14 protein-coding genes and 1 pseudogene are annotated in these 15,557 nt (G+C 68.2%); 11 read left to right on the top strand and 4 right to left on the bottom strand.

The annotated features are described in order from the left end of the window. Positions 1 to 6: 6 nt before the first annotated feature. Together ABD970_RS08975 and ABD970_RS08970 are read right to left on the bottom strand one after the other, a co-directional pair. Positions 7 to 2,379 (bottom strand): 3-hydroxyacyl-CoA dehydrogenase/enoyl-CoA hydratase family protein, encoded by a 2,373-nt coding sequence (locus ABD970_RS08975; protein WP_345295143.1) that lies wholly within the window; start codon positions 2,377 to 2,379, stop codon positions 7 to 9. 36 nt (positions 2,380 to 2,415) lie between these two features. Then, the gene (locus tag ABD970_RS08970) at positions 2,416 to 3,054 is read right to left on the bottom strand and encodes a TetR/AcrR family transcriptional regulator (RefSeq protein ID WP_345295142.1); all 639 of its coding nucleotides are present in this window, start codon (positions 3,052 to 3,054) and stop codon (positions 2,416 to 2,418) included. Between the two features lie 209 nt (positions 3,055 to 3,263). On the opposite strand from ABD970_RS08970, the gene ndk reads away from it, so the two are divergent. From ndk to ABD970_RS08915, 11 genes and pseudogenes are all read left to right on the top strand, one after another. Continuing rightward, on the top strand, positions 3,264 to 3,689 hold the full coding sequence (ndk, locus tag ABD970_RS08965; protein WP_345295141.1) for a nucleoside-diphosphate kinase: 426 nt from the start codon (positions 3,264 to 3,266) through the stop codon (positions 3,687 to 3,689). A gap of 72 nt (positions 3,690 to 3,761) precedes the next feature. Beyond that, on the top strand, positions 3,762 to 4,925 hold the full coding sequence (gene rlmN / locus ABD970_RS08960; protein WP_345295140.1) for a dual-specificity RNA methyltransferase RlmN: 1,164 nt from the start codon (positions 3,762 to 3,764) through the stop codon (positions 4,923 to 4,925). After that, positions 4,882 to 5,736: a type IV pilus biogenesis/stability protein PilW gene (gene pilW, locus ABD970_RS08955; protein WP_345295139.1), complete on the top strand. Its 855-nt coding sequence runs from the start codon at positions 4,882 to 4,884 to the stop codon at positions 5,734 to 5,736. The genes rlmN and pilW overlap by 44 nt, the downstream gene beginning before the upstream one ends. Continuing rightward, positions 5,733 to 6,542: a RodZ domain-containing protein gene (locus tag ABD970_RS08950; protein ID WP_345295138.1), complete on the top strand. Its 810-nt coding sequence runs from the start codon at positions 5,733 to 5,735 to the stop codon at positions 6,540 to 6,542. Before pilW ends, ABD970_RS08950 begins: the two co-directional genes overlap by 4 nt. A 128-nt stretch (positions 6,543 to 6,670) precedes the next feature. Next, positions 6,671 to 7,303: a YfgM family protein gene (locus ABD970_RS08945; protein ID WP_345295696.1), complete on the top strand. Its 633-nt coding sequence runs from the start codon at positions 6,671 to 6,673 to the stop codon at positions 7,301 to 7,303. Then, the gene (gene bamB / locus ABD970_RS08940) at positions 7,303 to 8,517 is read left to right on the top strand and encodes an outer membrane protein assembly factor BamB (protein WP_345295137.1); all 1,215 of its coding nucleotides are present in this window, start codon (positions 7,303 to 7,305) and stop codon (positions 8,515 to 8,517) included. Before ABD970_RS08945 ends, bamB begins: the two co-directional genes overlap by 1 nt. Positions 8,518 to 8,609: 92 nt before the next feature. After that, positions 8,610 to 10,025, top strand: coding sequence for a ribosome biogenesis GTPase Der (gene der, locus ABD970_RS08935; RefSeq protein ID WP_345295136.1), 1,416 nt, complete (start codon positions 8,610 to 8,612; stop codon positions 10,023 to 10,025). Next, a complete protein-coding gene (gene mobA, locus ABD970_RS08930; protein WP_345295135.1) occupies positions 10,022 to 10,606 on the top strand; it encodes a molybdenum cofactor guanylyltransferase in 585 nt (194 codons plus the stop codon). The genes der and mobA overlap by 4 nt, the downstream gene beginning before the upstream one ends. After that, positions 10,606 to 11,841, top strand: coding sequence for a molybdopterin molybdotransferase MoeA (locus tag ABD970_RS08925; RefSeq protein ID WP_345295134.1), 1,236 nt, complete (start codon positions 10,606 to 10,608; stop codon positions 11,839 to 11,841). The genes mobA and ABD970_RS08925 overlap by 1 nt, the downstream gene beginning before the upstream one ends. A gap of 25 nt (positions 11,842 to 11,866) precedes the next feature. Beyond that, positions 11,867 to 13,051, top strand: a pseudogene (moeB, locus tag ABD970_RS08920) (molybdopterin-synthase adenylyltransferase MoeB); the annotation flags it as partial. Positions 13,052 to 13,177: 126 nt separating this feature from the next. Next, positions 13,178 to 14,332: a DUF2272 domain-containing protein gene (locus tag ABD970_RS08915; RefSeq protein ID WP_345295133.1), complete on the top strand. Its 1,155-nt coding sequence runs from the start codon at positions 13,178 to 13,180 to the stop codon at positions 14,330 to 14,332. A gap of 89 nt (positions 14,333 to 14,421) precedes the next feature. Here the strand turns inward: ABD970_RS08915 and ABD970_RS08910 are convergent, their stop codons facing one another. Together ABD970_RS08910 and ABD970_RS08905 are read right to left on the bottom strand one after the other, a co-directional pair. Then, positions 14,422 to 15,210, bottom strand: coding sequence for an alpha/beta hydrolase (locus ABD970_RS08910; protein ID WP_345295132.1), 789 nt, complete (start codon positions 15,208 to 15,210; stop codon positions 14,422 to 14,424). Beyond that, complete coding sequence (locus ABD970_RS08905; RefSeq protein ID WP_345295131.1) at positions 15,207 to 15,518, bottom strand: DUF1244 domain-containing protein; 312 nt, start codon at positions 15,516 to 15,518, stop codon at positions 15,207 to 15,209. Before ABD970_RS08905 ends, ABD970_RS08910 begins: the two co-directional genes overlap by 4 nt. Positions 15,519 to 15,557: the final 39 nt, after the last annotated feature.

Here is a 15,557-nt window from a genome sequence, read left to right as displayed (position 1 = left end):
GCCGCGTCAGTTCCTGAGCGGCTTGCCGGTCTTCAGCATGTGTGCGATCCGAGCCTGCGTCTTGTCCTGTTGCGCCAATTCGACGAAGTGCTGGCGTTCGAGCTTGAGCAACCACTCCTCGTCGACGACGGATCCGCGGTCGATCTCGCCGCCGCAGAGCACGGTGGCGATGCGGGTGGCGATTTCCGCGTCGTATTCGCTGATGAAGCGCCCTTCGACCATGTTGACCAGCAGCATCCGGAACGTCGCGATGCCGACGTCGCCGGCGACGACGATCCTGCGCGCCGGCAGCGGAGGGCGGTACCCCGATTCGGAAAGGGCCAGGGCCTGCTGCCGGGCAACGTGGAGCAGTTCGTGGGCATGGAAGACGACGCTGTCGGCCGGGCGCAACAGGCCCGACTCCCGGGCTTCCACCGCGGACGAAGAGACCTTGGCCATCGCCACGGATTCGAAGACCGGCTTGAGTTCGGCGAACACGTCGCCCCCGGGTCCGGCGGACTCGGAGGCGCGGACCGCGAGTTCCTTCAAGCCGCCGCCCGCCGGGATCAGGCCGACGCCGGCCTCGACCAGGCCAACGTAAGACTCCAGGTGCGCGACGGTGCGCGCCCCATGCATCTGGAACTCGCATCCGCCCCCCAAGGCCAGACCGCGCACCGCGGAGACCACCGGCACCAGGGCGTACTTGATCCGTTGGCTGGTCGCCTGGAAGTTCTCGACCATGGCCTCGAAGCCCTGGACGTTCCCGGCCTGCAGCAGGCCCATCGCACCGGCCAGGTCCGCCCCGGCGGAAAACGGTTCCTTCGGCTGCCAGATCACCAACGCCCTGAAGTCGCGTTCCGCGCGTGCGATGGCCTCCTGCATTCCGTCCAGGACCTGGTCGTTGACCGTGTGCATCTTGGTCTTGAACGACGCCACGGCCACGTCGTCGCCGTCGGTCCATAGGCGCAGGCCGTCGTTCTCGAACACGGTGTCGCCCTGCGCGAAACTCTCGCCCAGCAACGGGTCCGGGAATCGCTGGCGGCGGTAGACGGCCAAAGAGGAACGCGGCAGCTTGGCGTCCTTCGCCGGGCTGTAGCTGCCCTCGGCGCCATGGACGCCGTCGCGGCCATCGAAGACCCAGTCCGGTAGCGGCGCGTCGCTCATCGCCTTGCCGGCGACGATGTCTTCGGCGATCCACTGAGCGACCTGCTTCCAGCCCGCGGCCTGCCAGGTCTCGAACGGACCGAGCTTCCAGCCGTAGCCCCAGCGGATGGCGAGGTCGACGTCGCGCGCCGTTTCCGCGGTGTCGGCCAGGTGGTAGGCGCTGTAGTGGAACAGGTCGCGGAACATGGCCCACAGGAACCGCGCTTGCGGATGCTCGCTCTCGCGAAGCCCGGCGAACTTCTCGACCGGATCGCGCCGCTGCAGGATCTGCAGCACGTCCGGGTCGACGACGGCTTCCGACGTGCGGTAATCCTTCCGCCCAAGGTCGAGGACCTGGATCTCCTTGCCGGCCTTGCGGAAGATGCCGCCACCGGTCTTCTGTCCCAGCGCGCCCCTGTCGACCAGCCCCTTCAGCCACTTGGGCGACTTGAAGTGCGCATGCCACGGGTCGTCGGGCAAGGTGTCGGCCATCGTCTGGATGACGTGCGCCATCGTGTCGAGCCCGACCACGTCCGAGGTGCGGTAGGTCGCGGACTTGGGGCGGCCGAGGAGGGGGCCTGTCAGGGCATCCACGGTGTCGAAACCCAGGCCGAACGCCTGGGTGTGGTGGATCGTCGCCAGGATGGAGAACACGCCGATGCGGTTGCCGATGAAGTTCGGGGTGTCCCGGGCGTAGACCACGCCCTTGCCCAGCGTCGTGGTCAGGAAGGCTTCCAGTCCCTCGAGCACGCCCTGGTCGGTGCCCCGGGCCGGAATCAGCTCGGCCAGGTGCATGTAGCGGGGTGGATTGAAGAAGTGCACGCCGCAGAAGCGGGGGCGCAGTTGCTCGGGGAGCGCCTCGGCCAGTTTGTTGATGCCCAGGCCCGAGGTGTTGCTGGCCAGGACGGCGTGCCGGGCCACGTGCGGAGCGATCCTTTCGTACAGCGCCTGCTTCCAGTCCATCCGCTCGGCGATCGCTTCGATGATCAGGTCGCACTGCTGCAACTGGTCCAGGCCGCTGTCGTAGTTGGCCGGGACGATGGCGGCCGCCAGCGACTTGCTCGCCAAGGGCGCCGGCTTGAGCTTGCCGAGATTGGCGATCGCCTTCAGCACCACGCCATCGGGGTCGCCCTCCTTGGCGGGCAAGTCGTAGAGGATCGTGTCGACACCGGCGTTGGCCAGGTGCGCAGCGATTTGCGCGCCCATCACGCCGGCACCCAGGACCGCGGCACGCCGCACAAGTAGTTTCTCAGTCATGTCGCGTAATCCATTGAAAGATGAGTAAAAAGAGGCTCAATCCGGCGCATCGCCGGGGCTGGCCTTGAAGCCGGCTGCGGCGTAGCGGATGAGCGCGCGGGCCGCGCGTTCGCGATGCACGGCCTCGGTGGTGCCGGCCGGCCGCTTGATCAGGCCGAAATCCGCCATCGCATACGTCAGCGCGCCGGCGAGGAAGTCGAGCCGCCAATACAGCTCCTCCTTGCTCAAATGCGGCAGGCAGGAGGCGATCGCCTTGCCGAACTCGCGCAGGACATGTCCATATTGTTCCGACAGGAACTTCCGCAGGCTGTCGTTCTTCTCGGCGTAGGCGCGGGCGATGACCCGGATGAACGCTCCGCCGCCATGGCGGTCCTGCGCAATGGCCAGTGCCGGCTCGACGAACGCGGCCAGGATGGGTTCCAGTTCCCCCGGATGCTCCGCCTGCGCCTCCGCCAGGCGTGTCAGGCGGACCTCGCTCATGCTGTCCATCCGCCTGCGGAAGACCTCGTTGACGAGGTTTTCCTTGCTGCCGAAATGGTAGTTGACGGCCGCGATGTTGACGTCGGCGCGGCTCGTGACCTGCCTCAGGGAGGTGCCGCCGAAACCGTGCTGGGCGAACAACTCCTCGGCCGCCCCGAGGATGCGGTCCTTGGTCGAAAACTGGGTCCCTGCCATGATCGTGCCCTGAATCAAACGATTGATTGAATCTAGCGGCAAACCGAAGGCAGGTCAATCGCCCTGGCCGGGTATGCAGGTTGCGTCAACAATCGTTAGAATCGCCGCAGCCATCGAGGCTAAACCCGCGCCACTGCGTGGGTTTTTCCTTGTCCATGCTACTGTAAGGGCCTGCTTACCGCTGGCCCGCCTGCCCGGAGATTCCTGCAATGGCGCTACAGCGCACCCTGTCCATCATCAAGCCCGATGCCGTCGCGAAGAACGTCATCGGCGAAATCTATTCGCGGTTCGAGAAAGCTGGACTGAAGATCGCCGCCGCGCGGATGAAGCACCTGTCGCGTGCCGAAGCCGAGGGTTTCTACGCGGTGCATCGCGAACGTCCGTTCTTCAAGCCGCTCGTGGACTTCATGATCAGCGGGCCGGTCATGATCCAGGTGCTCGAAGGCGAGAACGCCATCGCCAAGAACCGCGAGCTGATGGGCGCGACCAATCCCAAGGAAGCCGACGCAGGCACCATCCGCGCCGACTTCGCCGATTCGATCGACGCCAATGCCGTGCACGGTTCCGATGCACCCGAGACGGCGGCGGTGGAAATCGCCTATTTCTTTCCCGCCACGGACCTGCACGACCGCTAGCGGAACACCAGGCCATTCGCGTGGCACGGTCTCGTGCAATCGTGCCGCGCGGCATCCTTGAATCCCGAGACAGTGACCGACGCACCCGCCAAACAGAACCTGCTCGACCTCGACCGCCGGGGTCTGGAAGATTTCTTCGCCGACACGCTCGGCGAGAAGCGCTTCCGTGCGCACCAGGTGATGAAGTGGGTCCACCACCGCCACGTCACCGACTTCGACGCGATGACGGACCTGGGCAAGGTCTTGCGCGCCAAATTGCAGGCCCACGCCGAGGTGCGAGTGCCCCAAGTCCAGTTCGAGAAGCCCTCGACCGACGGCACCCACAAGTGGCTGCTGGGCATGGATGGCAAGAACGCCATCGAAGCGGTGTTCATTCCGGACAAGGGCAGGGGGACGCTCTGCGTCTCCTCGCAGGTGGGATGCGCGCTTAACTGCCAGTTCTGCTCGACCGCCACCCAGGGCTTCAACCGCAACCTGAGCACCGCCGAGATCATCGGCCAGGTCTGGGTCGCGGCGAAGCATCTGGGCAACGTCCCCCATCGCCAGCGCAAGCTCACCAACGTGGTGATGATGGGCATGGGCGAGCCCCTGATGAACTTCGACAACGTGGTCCGTGCGATGAGCGTGATGCGCGACGACCTCGGATACGGCCTGGCGAACAAGCGGGTGACCTTGTCCACGGCCGGGATGGTCCCGATGATCGACCGGCTGGCCGAGGAAAGCGACGTCTCGCTGGCCGTGTCGCTGCATGCCGCCAACGACGAGCTGCGCAGCGAACTGGTGCCGCTCAACAAGAAGTATCCGATCGCCGAGCTGATGGCCGCCTGCCAGCGATACGCCAGGCGCAAGCCGCGCGAGTCGATCACCTTCGAATACACGCTCATGAAGGGTGTGAACGACCAGCCCGCCCATGCGCGTGAACTGGCGAGGCTGATGCGTGGTTTCGACAACGCGATGCAGATGAAGGATGCGGCCAAGGTCAACCTGATCCCGTTCAATCCCTTCCCCGGCACCCGCTTCGAGCGCTCGCCCGAGGGCGACATCCGCGCCTTCCAGAAGACCTTGCTGGACTCGCATGTCCTGACGATGGTTCGCCGCACCCGCGGCGACGACATCGACGCGGCTTGCGGCCAACTCAAGGGACAGGTCGTGGACCGGACGCGCCGGCAGGCCGAATTCCGCAAGCGCCTTGATGCACAAGCCAGTGCCGATGGAGCCGACCGTGCTGCGGTCTAGGCAACTGCTCCTGGCGGGCGTCGTCGCCACCTGCCTGGTGGCGACGGCATGCTCCCGGCTGACGTTCGTCAAGGCCGATGCCAGCCGCGGCGCGTCCGATCGCGTCGCTCCCGAATACAACCTCCGCGACGAACCGCGCGACATCGGTGCGGCGGTGGCGCGTCGCCATGCGGCGCTCGCGGAACAGCGGCTCCGGGCGGGCCAACTCGACGACGCGGAGAAGGAAGCCAAGGCAGCGGTGAAGGCGGACCCGCGCTCCGCCGCAGGGCACACCCTGCTGGCACTGGTGCACCAGCAGCGCGGCCGCAGCGAGGCGGCGGGCAGCCACTACGCCAAGGCCGCCGAAGTCGCGCCGGAGTCCGGCGCCATGCTCAACAATTACGGTGCATGGCTGTGCGCCAATGGACGGGCGCCGGAGTCCCTGGCCTGGTTCGACCGCGCACTCGCCGATCCCCGCTATCGTTCCCGCGCCTCGGCCATGGCCAACGCGGGGTCCTGTGCCGCCACGGCGGGGCAGTTCGATCGGGTCGAGCGCGACCTCCGGGGCGCCTTGGCCCTGGACCCGGGCAACCTGGTGGCGCTTGCGGCGATGGCGGAACAGCAGTTCCGGGTCGGACGCTACCTGGAAGCGCGCGCTTTCTCCGAGCGCAGGCTGGCCGCAGCCCCTGCAAGCGCCGAATCCTTGCTACTTGCGTCACGCATTGAAGACAAATTGGGCGACAAGGCCGCCGCCGCCCGCTATGTTCAGCGCCTGGAAATGGAGTTCCCACAGGCGCGGACGCTACCGTTCGGGGAAACCAGCACGCCATGACCACACCTGATCCACACGTCGCCGAAGCCGGCTGTGGCCAGCGTCTGCGCAGCGCGCGCGAGGCCGCCAACCTCAGCGTGCACGATGTGGCCGCGCGCCTGAAGATGCCGGTGCGGGTGGTGCAGTCGCTGGAGGCGGAAGACTGGAGCCGCCTGGGGGCGCCGGTCTTCGTCCGCGGACAGCTGCGCAGCTATGCGCGCCTGCTGGGCCTGGCAACGGCCCCGGTGCACGCAGCCTCCGGGGTGGCCCCGATCCAGCCGACCAAGCTCGAGCCGAGGACTTTCACGCCGCCGATGCAACGGATGGCAGAGCAGTTCGCCCGGCGAGCGGTCTACATCGTGATCACGGCCGCCTTGGCCATTCCGGTCTGGGTGGCCATGCGGACCCACTTCGCGCTGCCCATGCAATCTTCGTCCAGCGGCCTGGAGGCACCGGAGTCGCCGGCCGACGACATGGCGGCGACGCTGCCTGGCATCGAGTCGCGGCCGACGCCCGTGGCGGCCTCCATGGCCCCGGTCAAGCCGCGTGCCGGCGCACAGGCCGATGGCATGGTCCTCCGATTCAGCGGTGAGAGCTGGATCCGGGTGACGGCGCCAGACGGGCGTGTGCTGGAGGAAACGGTGCTGCAAGCCGATGATGTCCGCCAATATGCACGTGGCGAGGTCGGCGGCATCGTGATCGGCAATGCCGGGGCGGCGGAGGTCAGGCATCAGGGCCGCGTTCAGGACCTGTCCTCGTTCCAGCGGGCGAATGTCGCGCGCTTTACGGTATCCTCTGACGGCTCGCTGCAGGCGGCCACGCAATAGCGGTCGGCCCGGGCCGCGGGCCCGGCCGGAATCGCCGCCCCCCAACGCGGGTCGCTTCCCAACATCCTTGGTCGGTGTCCCGCCGCTGGTGGGCCATCGCCTGGCGCAACGACACGGCACTGACACGCATGGCAATCGACGAACTGCTGGACGAACACGAACAAAGCGAGCGCGTGCAGGACTGGCTGCGCCGCAACGGACTCGGCATCGTGGCCGGCATCGCACTGGGATTGGCGCTCGTCGGCGGCTGGAAGTGGTGGCAATCGCAACAGCAGATGCAGCGCATCCAGGCAGGCGAAGCCTACGAATCCCTGCAGGCGAAGATCGCCAGCGGCGATCTCGAGCAAGCGACCCGGGACGCGGCGAAGCTGGGGCAGGGCATCTACGCCACGCTCGCGGCCTTGGACCTGGCCAAGGCACAGGTGGAAGCAGGCAAGCCCGAGGCAGCGCTTGCGACCTTGAACGGCATCTCCAGTACCGATCCGGCCCTCTCCGGCGTGGTCACCCAGCGCAAGGCGCGGCTGCTGATCGAAGCTGGCAAGCACGAAGAAGCCTTGGCGCTGCTGGCCGACGGCGATGACGCGGGCACCCTGGAACTCCGCGGCGATGCACAGGCCGGCCTAGGCAAGACCGAACTGGCGCGCAAGGCCTACGCGGATGCGTTGACCCGGCTCGACGTCGCCGCCCCGCAACGCCGGCTGCTGGAAATCAAACTCACCAATGCCGGGGGCAACCCCGCCAAGCCAGAGGCCAGGACTTGATGACGACTCCCGCGACGATGAACCTTGCCGCCGCACATGCGGCTCCCACCTGGCGGCGTGCGACGATCGTGCTGCTCTGCTGCGCATCCCTGGCCGGGTGCGGGACAGTTCGCGGATGGTTCGGCGGCGGCGCGAAGCAGAAGCCGAGCGAGCCGGCCGCGCTCACCGAGTTCGCGCCGAGCGCAACTCCGGCGAAGATCTGGGGCGCCAAGTTGGGCAAGGGCGAGGGACGCGTCGGTGCCCGCCAAGGTCCAGCCGTCGCCGATGGCCGCGTCTATGCGGCCGCGGCGGGCGGGGTGGTCCGTGCCCTCGACCTCCAGACCGGGGCGACGCTCTGGCAGTATCAATCCGACCTCAGGCTCACCGGCGGTCCCGGCGTCGGCGATGGCCTGGTCGTCGCGGGTAGCCTGGAAGGCGATGTCGTCGCACTGGATGCCGCCTCCGGCGCGCTGCGGTGGACGGCCAAGGTCAACAACGAAGTCATCGCGGCGCCGGCGATCGGCCAGGGCCTGGTGCTGGTCCGCTCCAACGATGGCCGCGTGAGTGCATTCGATGCCCAGAATGGCGAGCGTCGCTGGTTCTGGAACCATGACCTGCCGGCGTTGACCGTACGCGGCAACGACGCGCCGCTGCTCGCTCCCGGTTTCGTGTTCGTGGGCAACGACGACGGGACGCTGTCGGCGTTGCAGATCAGCGACGGGCGTCCGCTCTGGGAATTGCCCGTGGCACCCCCCGAGGGACGCTCCGAGCTCGACCGCATGGCCGATATCGACGGCACGCCGGCGCTCGATGGCACGACCCTCTACGCAAGCAGCTACAAGAAGCACACCATGGCCATCGACGGGCCAAGCGGGCGCCCCATGTGGGCCAGCGACCATGGCGGCGCGGGACGCGTCGGCGTCGCCAGCGACCGGGTAGTGGTGTCCGATCCCGCGGGCGTCGTCTGGGCCCTGGACAAGACCAGCGGCAGCGCATTCTGGCAGCAGGACAAGCTGGCGAGACGCAACCTGAGCGCTGCCGCCGTCCATGGCGATTACGCGCTGGTCGCGGATTTCGACGGCTACCTGCACTGGCTGCGCCTCGACAATGGCGAGTTCGCGGCCCGCGCGCGCGCCGGGCGTTCGCCCGTCCGCGCCGCACCCGTGGTCTCTGGCGGGATCGCCCTGGTGCAGAACATCGACGGCGACCTGAGCGCCTGGCGCATCGCCGAGTAGCGCGCGCCGTGGCGCGGCGCACCGGCCCCGGGTAGTCTGGCTATCCGGGGCCATGCATTTCAGGCGCAAGCCCCTTCCCACCGAATTCCCGCATGCTTCCCCTCGTTGCCCTTGTTGGTCGCCCGAACGTCGGCAAGTCGACGCTCTTCAATGCGTTGACGCGCACGCGGGACGCGCTGGTGCACGACGAGCCGGGCGTCACGCGGGACCGGAACTACGGCGTATGCCGGCTCGACGAGTCGCGGCCCTTCGTCCTGGTCGATACCGGCGGCATCGCGGGCGAAAACACGCACCTGGAAAGCGTAGGCCTCGCTGGTCCCACGGCGCGGCAAGCGCGCTCGGCGGCCGAGGAGGCGGACCTGGTCCTGTTCGTGGTCGATGGCCGCGAAGGCGCGTCGGCGCTGGACGACGAGATCCTGCGCTGGCTGCGCAAGTCCTCGAGGCCGATCTTCCTGGTCGTCAACAAGACCGACGGTATCGATGCGCGCGCGGCCATGGCCGAGTTCTCGCGCTATGGCTTCGACCGGATGTTCGCGGTGTCCTCGGCGCACCGCCACGGCATCGACGACCTGCTGGCGGGGATCCTGGGCAACCTGCCCGAGGATGGCGACGCCGCGTTGCTGGACGACGACCCCGACCGTATGCGGGTGGCCTTCGTCGGCAGGCCAAACGTCGGCAAGTCGACCCTGGTCAACCGCATCCTGGGCGAGGAGCGGATGATCGCGTCGGAGGTCCCCGGTACCACGCGCGATTCGATCGCCGTCGACCTGGATCGGGATGGCCGCAAGTACCGTTTGATCGATACCGCCGGCATCCGCCGGAAGGGCAAGGTCGACGAGGCGGTGGAGAAGTTCTCGATCGTCAAGACCCTGCAGGCGATCGAGCATTGCCAGGTCGCGGTGATCCTGCTCGATGCCAGCGAAGGCGTCACCGACCAGGACGCCAGCGTGCTGGGCGCCGTGCTCGACGCCGGCCGTGCACTGGTCGTCGCGGTCAACAAGTGGGACGGCCTGGACACCTACCAGCGCGAGCAGGTCGAGGCGCTGCTGTCGCGCAAGCTGGTCTTCGTGCCCTGGGCCGAGGCGGTGCGCATCAGCGCAAAGCATGGTTCCGGCTTGCGGGAGCTGTTCCGCGCCGTCCACCGGGCGCATGCGTCCGCCACGCGCGAATTCGGGACCTCAGAAGTGACCAAGGCACTAGAGATCGCCTACGAAGCCAATCCCCCGCCGGTGGTGCGTGGACACGTCGCGAAGCTGCGCTTCGCCCATCCGGGCGGCGACAACCCGCCGACGTTCATCGTCCATGGCACGCGACTGCGCACCTTGTCGGAAAGCTACCGCCGCTACCTGGAGAATTTCTTCCGCAAGCGGTTCAAGCTGGTCGGCACGCCGGTGCGCTTCGTGTTCAAGGAAAGCGTGAACCCGTACAAGGACCGCAAGAACGTGCTGACCGAACGCCAGGTGGCGAGGAAGCGTCGCCTGATCCGGCACGTCAAGCGGCGCAAATGACCGCGAGGCTGTTGCCGACCCATCCGTCCGTCACGTTGGGGGTGCTTGCCGGCGGCGAGGGATCGCGGCTGGGCGGACGCGACAAGGCCTGGCTGGAGCGCGGGGGCACGCCCTTGGTCGTGGCGCTCGTGGACGGCCTCGCAGCGCACGTGGACGCGGTGCTGGTCAGCGCGAACCGCAACCCCGAGAACTATCTTTCGCACGGCCTGCGCGCCATCCATGACGAGATCCACGGGATCGGCCCGTTGGGAGGCCTGCACGCCTTGGCGATCGCCTGCCGGACCGACTGGCTGTTGACGCTGCCGGTCGATGTGCTCGCGCTGCCCGGCGACCTGATCCAACGGCTGCAAGCCGGCGAACAGGGCAACTACGCCGTGGATGACGACGGTCCGCAGCCCTTGGTCGCACGGTGGCGGGTGGTCGACTTGCGACGGGAGTTGCCGGCGGCCATCGCGTCGGGCGACCACGCCGTGCACCAGCTGCAGGCGCGCCTGGACATGACGCCGGTCCGCTTCGAACAGATGCGTTTCGGCAACCTCAACAGTCCGGAGGACCTGGCCGCCGCGGGAGTGGAGGGCTGATGGCGACCGGATTCCCGACACGCATCAGGTTCGAAGAGGCCACCGCCGTGGTCGATTCGATCGCGGCGGACCACCGGCTGCCGGGCGAGCGGCGTGCGCTGTCACGCGTGCAGGGGCAGGTCCTGGCACAGGATCTCGTGGCCACGCTGCCACAACCCCCGTTCGACAATGCCGCGATGGACGGCTTCGCATTGCATCATCCCGACCTGGGGCCTGCGGGCGAGGCCGCGGCTGCGCTGCGGCTGGTCGGGGAGCGCTACGCCGGGGACACCAATGACGCCCGCCTGGGAGCGGGGCAGTGCATGCGGATCACCACCGGTGCAGCCTTGCCCGACGGCGCGGATACCGTCGTCGTCAAGGAATCGAGCCGGGTGGAGGGAGATCTGGTCTTCCTGGCGAGCCGACCCTCGCCGGGCCAGCACGTCCGGCGGCTCGGCGAGGAGTGTCGACCCGGAGACCGGCTGCTCGAGGCGGGACAGGTGCTGACGCCATCCCGCATCGCCCTGGCCGCCTCGCAGGGCGTTCCGGAACTGGACGTGGTGCGACGTCCCACCGTGGCCGTCTTCACGACTGGCGACGAACTGGTCGAGCCCGGCCTGCCGCTGTCCCGCGGCCAGGTCTACAACTCGAACCGGGAACAGCTGATGGGCCTGCTGCGCGCCGACGGACTGGATCCGGTGGCCTGGCCGAACCTGCCGGACGACCCGGCGCAAGTCGAATCCGCCCTGCGCCATGCAGGCCATGCCTTCGATGTCGTGCTCACCTGCGGCGGGGTATCGGCCGGGGAGAAGGACCATCTGCCTGCATTGCTGGAAGCGCAGGGCAGGGTCTGTTTCTGGAGGGTGATGATGAAACCCGGCATGCCCGTGCTCTTGGCGGAAGGCGGCGCGCTGGGCGGTGCCTTGTTCCTTTGCCTGCCGGGCAACCCGGTCTCGGTCCTGGCAACCTGGTTGACGCTCGGGCGCCGGTTGGTCGATGGATTGCAGGGCCGTGCGGAGCCGCGTCCGCGGTGGCTGGCACGGCTGGGCAGTGGCTGGTCGAAGACCCACCATCGGCGCGAGTTCCTGCGGGGCAGGTTGCAACAGGGTGAGGACGGCTCCCTGCTGGCCCTCCCCAATCCGGCGCATGGTTCCCACAGGATGCGTGCGGCGGCCGACTCCGACGCACTGATCGTGCTGGCCGAAGGGCCGCGCGACTACGCGACCGGCGCCCTGGTCGACGTGTTGCCGTACTGACCGATCCCGGCGCGGCAACCGCCATGGATCGAGCCTTCCGGCACGTCTCGGCGCGCGGCGCGATAATGGCCGCATGCAGATTCCCGAGATCGACCCGCGCGAAGCCCAGCGGCGCTGCCTGCTCGGCGCCACCCTCGTCGACGTGCGCGAGGAAGGCGAAAGGGCCGCGGGCATGGCCGAGGGGGCCCTCGGCATCGCCTACGCGGACCTCACCGCATCCCCCGACAGCCACCTGGCCGACCGCGACGGCGAGCTGCTGCTGATCTGCCAGAGTGGCCGTCGGTCGTTGCTGGCGGCCGAAGCACTCGCGCGCATGGGCTATGCGCGCGTGGCTTGCGTGCAGGGGGGGACCGCGCTCTGGGCGGCCGAAGGATTGCCGATGTGGCGCCCCGAGCCGGGAATCGACCAGGATTTCCACGAGCGCTATGCGCGCCACCTCCTGTTGCCCGAGATCGGCAGCCGTGGACAAAGGAGGCTGCAGGCCGCGCAGGTGCTCGTGGTCGGCGCCGGCGGGCTGGGTTCGCCAGCCGCGTTCTACCTCGCGGCCGCGGGCGTGGGCCAGTTGCGGATCGTGGACGACGACAAGGTCGACCGCAGCAACCTGCAACGCCAGATCCTGCATGTCGACGAAGACGTCGGCCGGTCGAAGGTGGCGTCGGCCCGGTCGCGCCTGGCCGCGCTCAATCCCGAGGTCTCGATCGAGGCGGTGGAGGCACGCATCGACTCCGGTAACGTCGAGGAGCTGCTGGCGGGCGTGGACGTGGTCATCGACGGCGCCGACAACTTCCCCACCCGTTACCTGCTCAACGATGCCTGCGTGAAGCTCGGCGTGCCGATGGTCCATGGGGCGGTGCATCGTTTCGAGGGACAGGTGAGCGTGTTCGATGCCGGCCGCCACCGCGGCGAATCGCCTTGCTACCGCTGCCTGTTCCCGCAACCACCGGCACCCGAGTCCGCGCCCAACTGTGCGGAGGCCGGTGTCCTCGGTGTCCTGCCCGGGGTCATCGGGCTGTTGCAGGCGACCGAGGCGATCAAGCTGATCCTCTCGCTGGGCGAGCCGCTGCGCGGACGATTGCTGCAGTTCGATGCCCTGGCGATGCGATTCCGCGAGACACGGCTGCCGCCGGACGCTGCCTGCACCGTGTGCGCGCCGGGCTTGGATTTCCCCGGCTACGTCGACTACGAGGAATTCTGCAACGGGCGCGGTTAGGCGCACCAGCGGGATCGACGCCGGCGTCCGTACCCGGGAGGGACCGCTGCACGGGGTGCTTCCTCACGCGGCCCGCCTTCGGCGATGCTTTACCCTTGCGACGACCTGCGACGACAAGGATCGTGGATGACCCGCTTGCTGCCGCTCCTGCTTCTGCTCGTGTCCGGCCTGGTGGCCGCCGTGCCGGCCAAGGCCGCCGACCCCTGTCCAAGGCTGCGCCACCAGAAGGGCGATCCCGAGGTGGCGACGCGGATCGCCGCCTGGGCCTGCGAAGCCAGCCAGAACTGGTACGCGCCGTTCATCGACCTCGATGGCAAGGTCAACGGCGTGCGGACCTACGAGGCCGAGGCCACGCCGCTGGCCAACAGCGTCCAAGCCTGGCAACAGGTGGCGATCTACTGGAACGACAGCAACCTGCTCTCGAGCGCCTATGGGCGTGCCGGAGCATCGTCCTGCGCCTATGCCAATGCTTCGCGGACGCCGTCGGCGAGTTGCCGTGCGTTCGTCATCGACACGCCATGGTCGGCCGCCTTCGTGTCCTGGGTCATGCTGCGCGCCGGCGTGCCCGGCTTCAAGGGGTCGTCCAGCCACGTCAACTATGTCCGCGATGCCTACCGATCCCCGGCGGACAGCGCCTACCGCATCCATGACCCGCAAGCTGCGCGCCCGGAGCCTGGCGACCTGCTGTGCTACGTGCGCGTGCCGTCCCGCATCTTCGGATACGCCGCGCTCGCGGGACTGCTCAGTTCCCCCGATGGCGAAGGGTTGGGTATGCACTGCGACATCGTGGTCGGCACCGTCCCCGGCAACCGCGCCTACCTGGTGGGCGGCAACGTTGCACAGGCGGTGACCCTGCGCATGCTGCGGCTGGCACCCAACGGCTATTTCGCCAGCCTGCCGATGCGCTCGGCAAGCGACGCACCCTGCACGCCGGACTCCCCGGAGGGTTGCAACAGCAACCGCCAGGACTGGTCGGCATTGCTGAAACTGCGCCCGGAGGCGGAGCTCGCGCGGCTGCCGCAACCCTACGTGCCGCCAGCGAGCCAGGTGTTGCCGCCCACGCCGGCACCGGCGCAATGCTGCGTCAACTGCGTGGTCGGCTCCGGCATTCCGCGCTGCCCCGCCGGCACCGTGCCGCCGCGGTCCAGCCCGGATCCGGGCAAACGACTGCCGTTGCAGGCACCTCCCGCTGCGGCGCCGCCGCAGTGTTGCGTGAACTGCGTCGTGGGTTCGGAAGTGCCGAGGTGTCCTGCGCCCGGGACCACGCCGTCGTCGCCCTAGCCACGGCTCCAGTCAACGCCGCGCGGCCCTTGACCCGGGAGACGTCCTGGCGAGCGTCACGGATCGGGCGCTTGGAGCCGCCGCTGCACTCACGGTGCTCGCTGGGCACCGCTCGTGAAGAAGTCGGCGAGAGCGGCACCAAACGCGACCTCGTCCAGCGCATTGTGGGTGGCCTCCGGTATGGCGATCACCTGCGGCTGCTGCGGCAATGCCTCGATCAGCCGGTCGGTATGCGCGGGGGGGACGATTTCGTCTTTACCGGCGCGCACGATCAGAAGCGGACCGTGGTAAACGGCCAGGTCGCGGATCGGCTCGTGGCGTTCGCGCAGCAACCATCGTACCGGCAGCCACGGGTAGTGGCTTTGGGCTACCGCGGCCAGGCTGTCGAACGGCGTCACCAGCACGAGTCCTCCGATGCGCCGTTGCGAGGCCACGTGGCTGGCGATAGCGCCGCCCAGGCTGCGGCCTACCAATGAAACAGGATGTCTTTGATGCCTGGCTTGCACGTGGTCGAACAGCGGCAGCGCATCGCCTCGCAATGCCTGATGCGAGGGCATGCCGTCGCTGGCGCCGTAGCCACGGTAGGCGACCAGGTACACGGTGTGCCCCGGTAGCCATCGTTCGAACAGCGCTCGGTTGTGCTGCACGCTCTCGCCGTTGCCGCCGAAATAGACGATCGCCCGCGCTTGCCCCGGGCGCACCACCCAGCCGCGCAGCACCACGTCGCCCCGGGGCAGGGCGAAGTCGGTCTGCCCGGGAGGGACGCGGGTCGAGGCCGGGAAATAGATGAGTTGCTGCTGTCGGAAGAAGAGCAGGGCGCAGACCGCGGCATAGGCCACCAGAAACGCCAACGGCAGCCACAGCAGTTTCGGCATCATCGATCCTGTCGATGGCGATGCTGCGCCGCCTCGAACGCCGCGACCTGTTCCGGCGTGGCCGGCGCCTGGTGTCGCGCTTTCCACTGCGCGAACGGTTCACCGTAGACCGCTTCGCGGGCCTGGTCCTTGTCCATTCGGATTCCCCGGCATTCCGCAGCCTCGCGGTACCAGTCCGCCAGGCAGTTTCGGCAGAAGCCCGCGATGATCATCAGGTCGATGTTCTGCACGTCGGGGCGTGCCTGCATCAGATGTTCGCGCAGGCGACGGAAGGTCGCGGCCTCCAGTTCGGTGGTGGTCTGGGCATCCATGGCGTAGGTCGCTGTCGGGGATGGGCGATAATGCCCCCC

It is taken from the genome of Luteimonas vadosa, assembly GCF_039543545.1.
Lineage (GTDB): Bacteria > Pseudomonadota > Gammaproteobacteria > Xanthomonadales > Xanthomonadaceae > Luteimonas > Luteimonas vadosa.
Note: the sequence above shows the minus strand (reverse complement) of the source record. Positions and strands in the feature narration are given on the sequence as shown.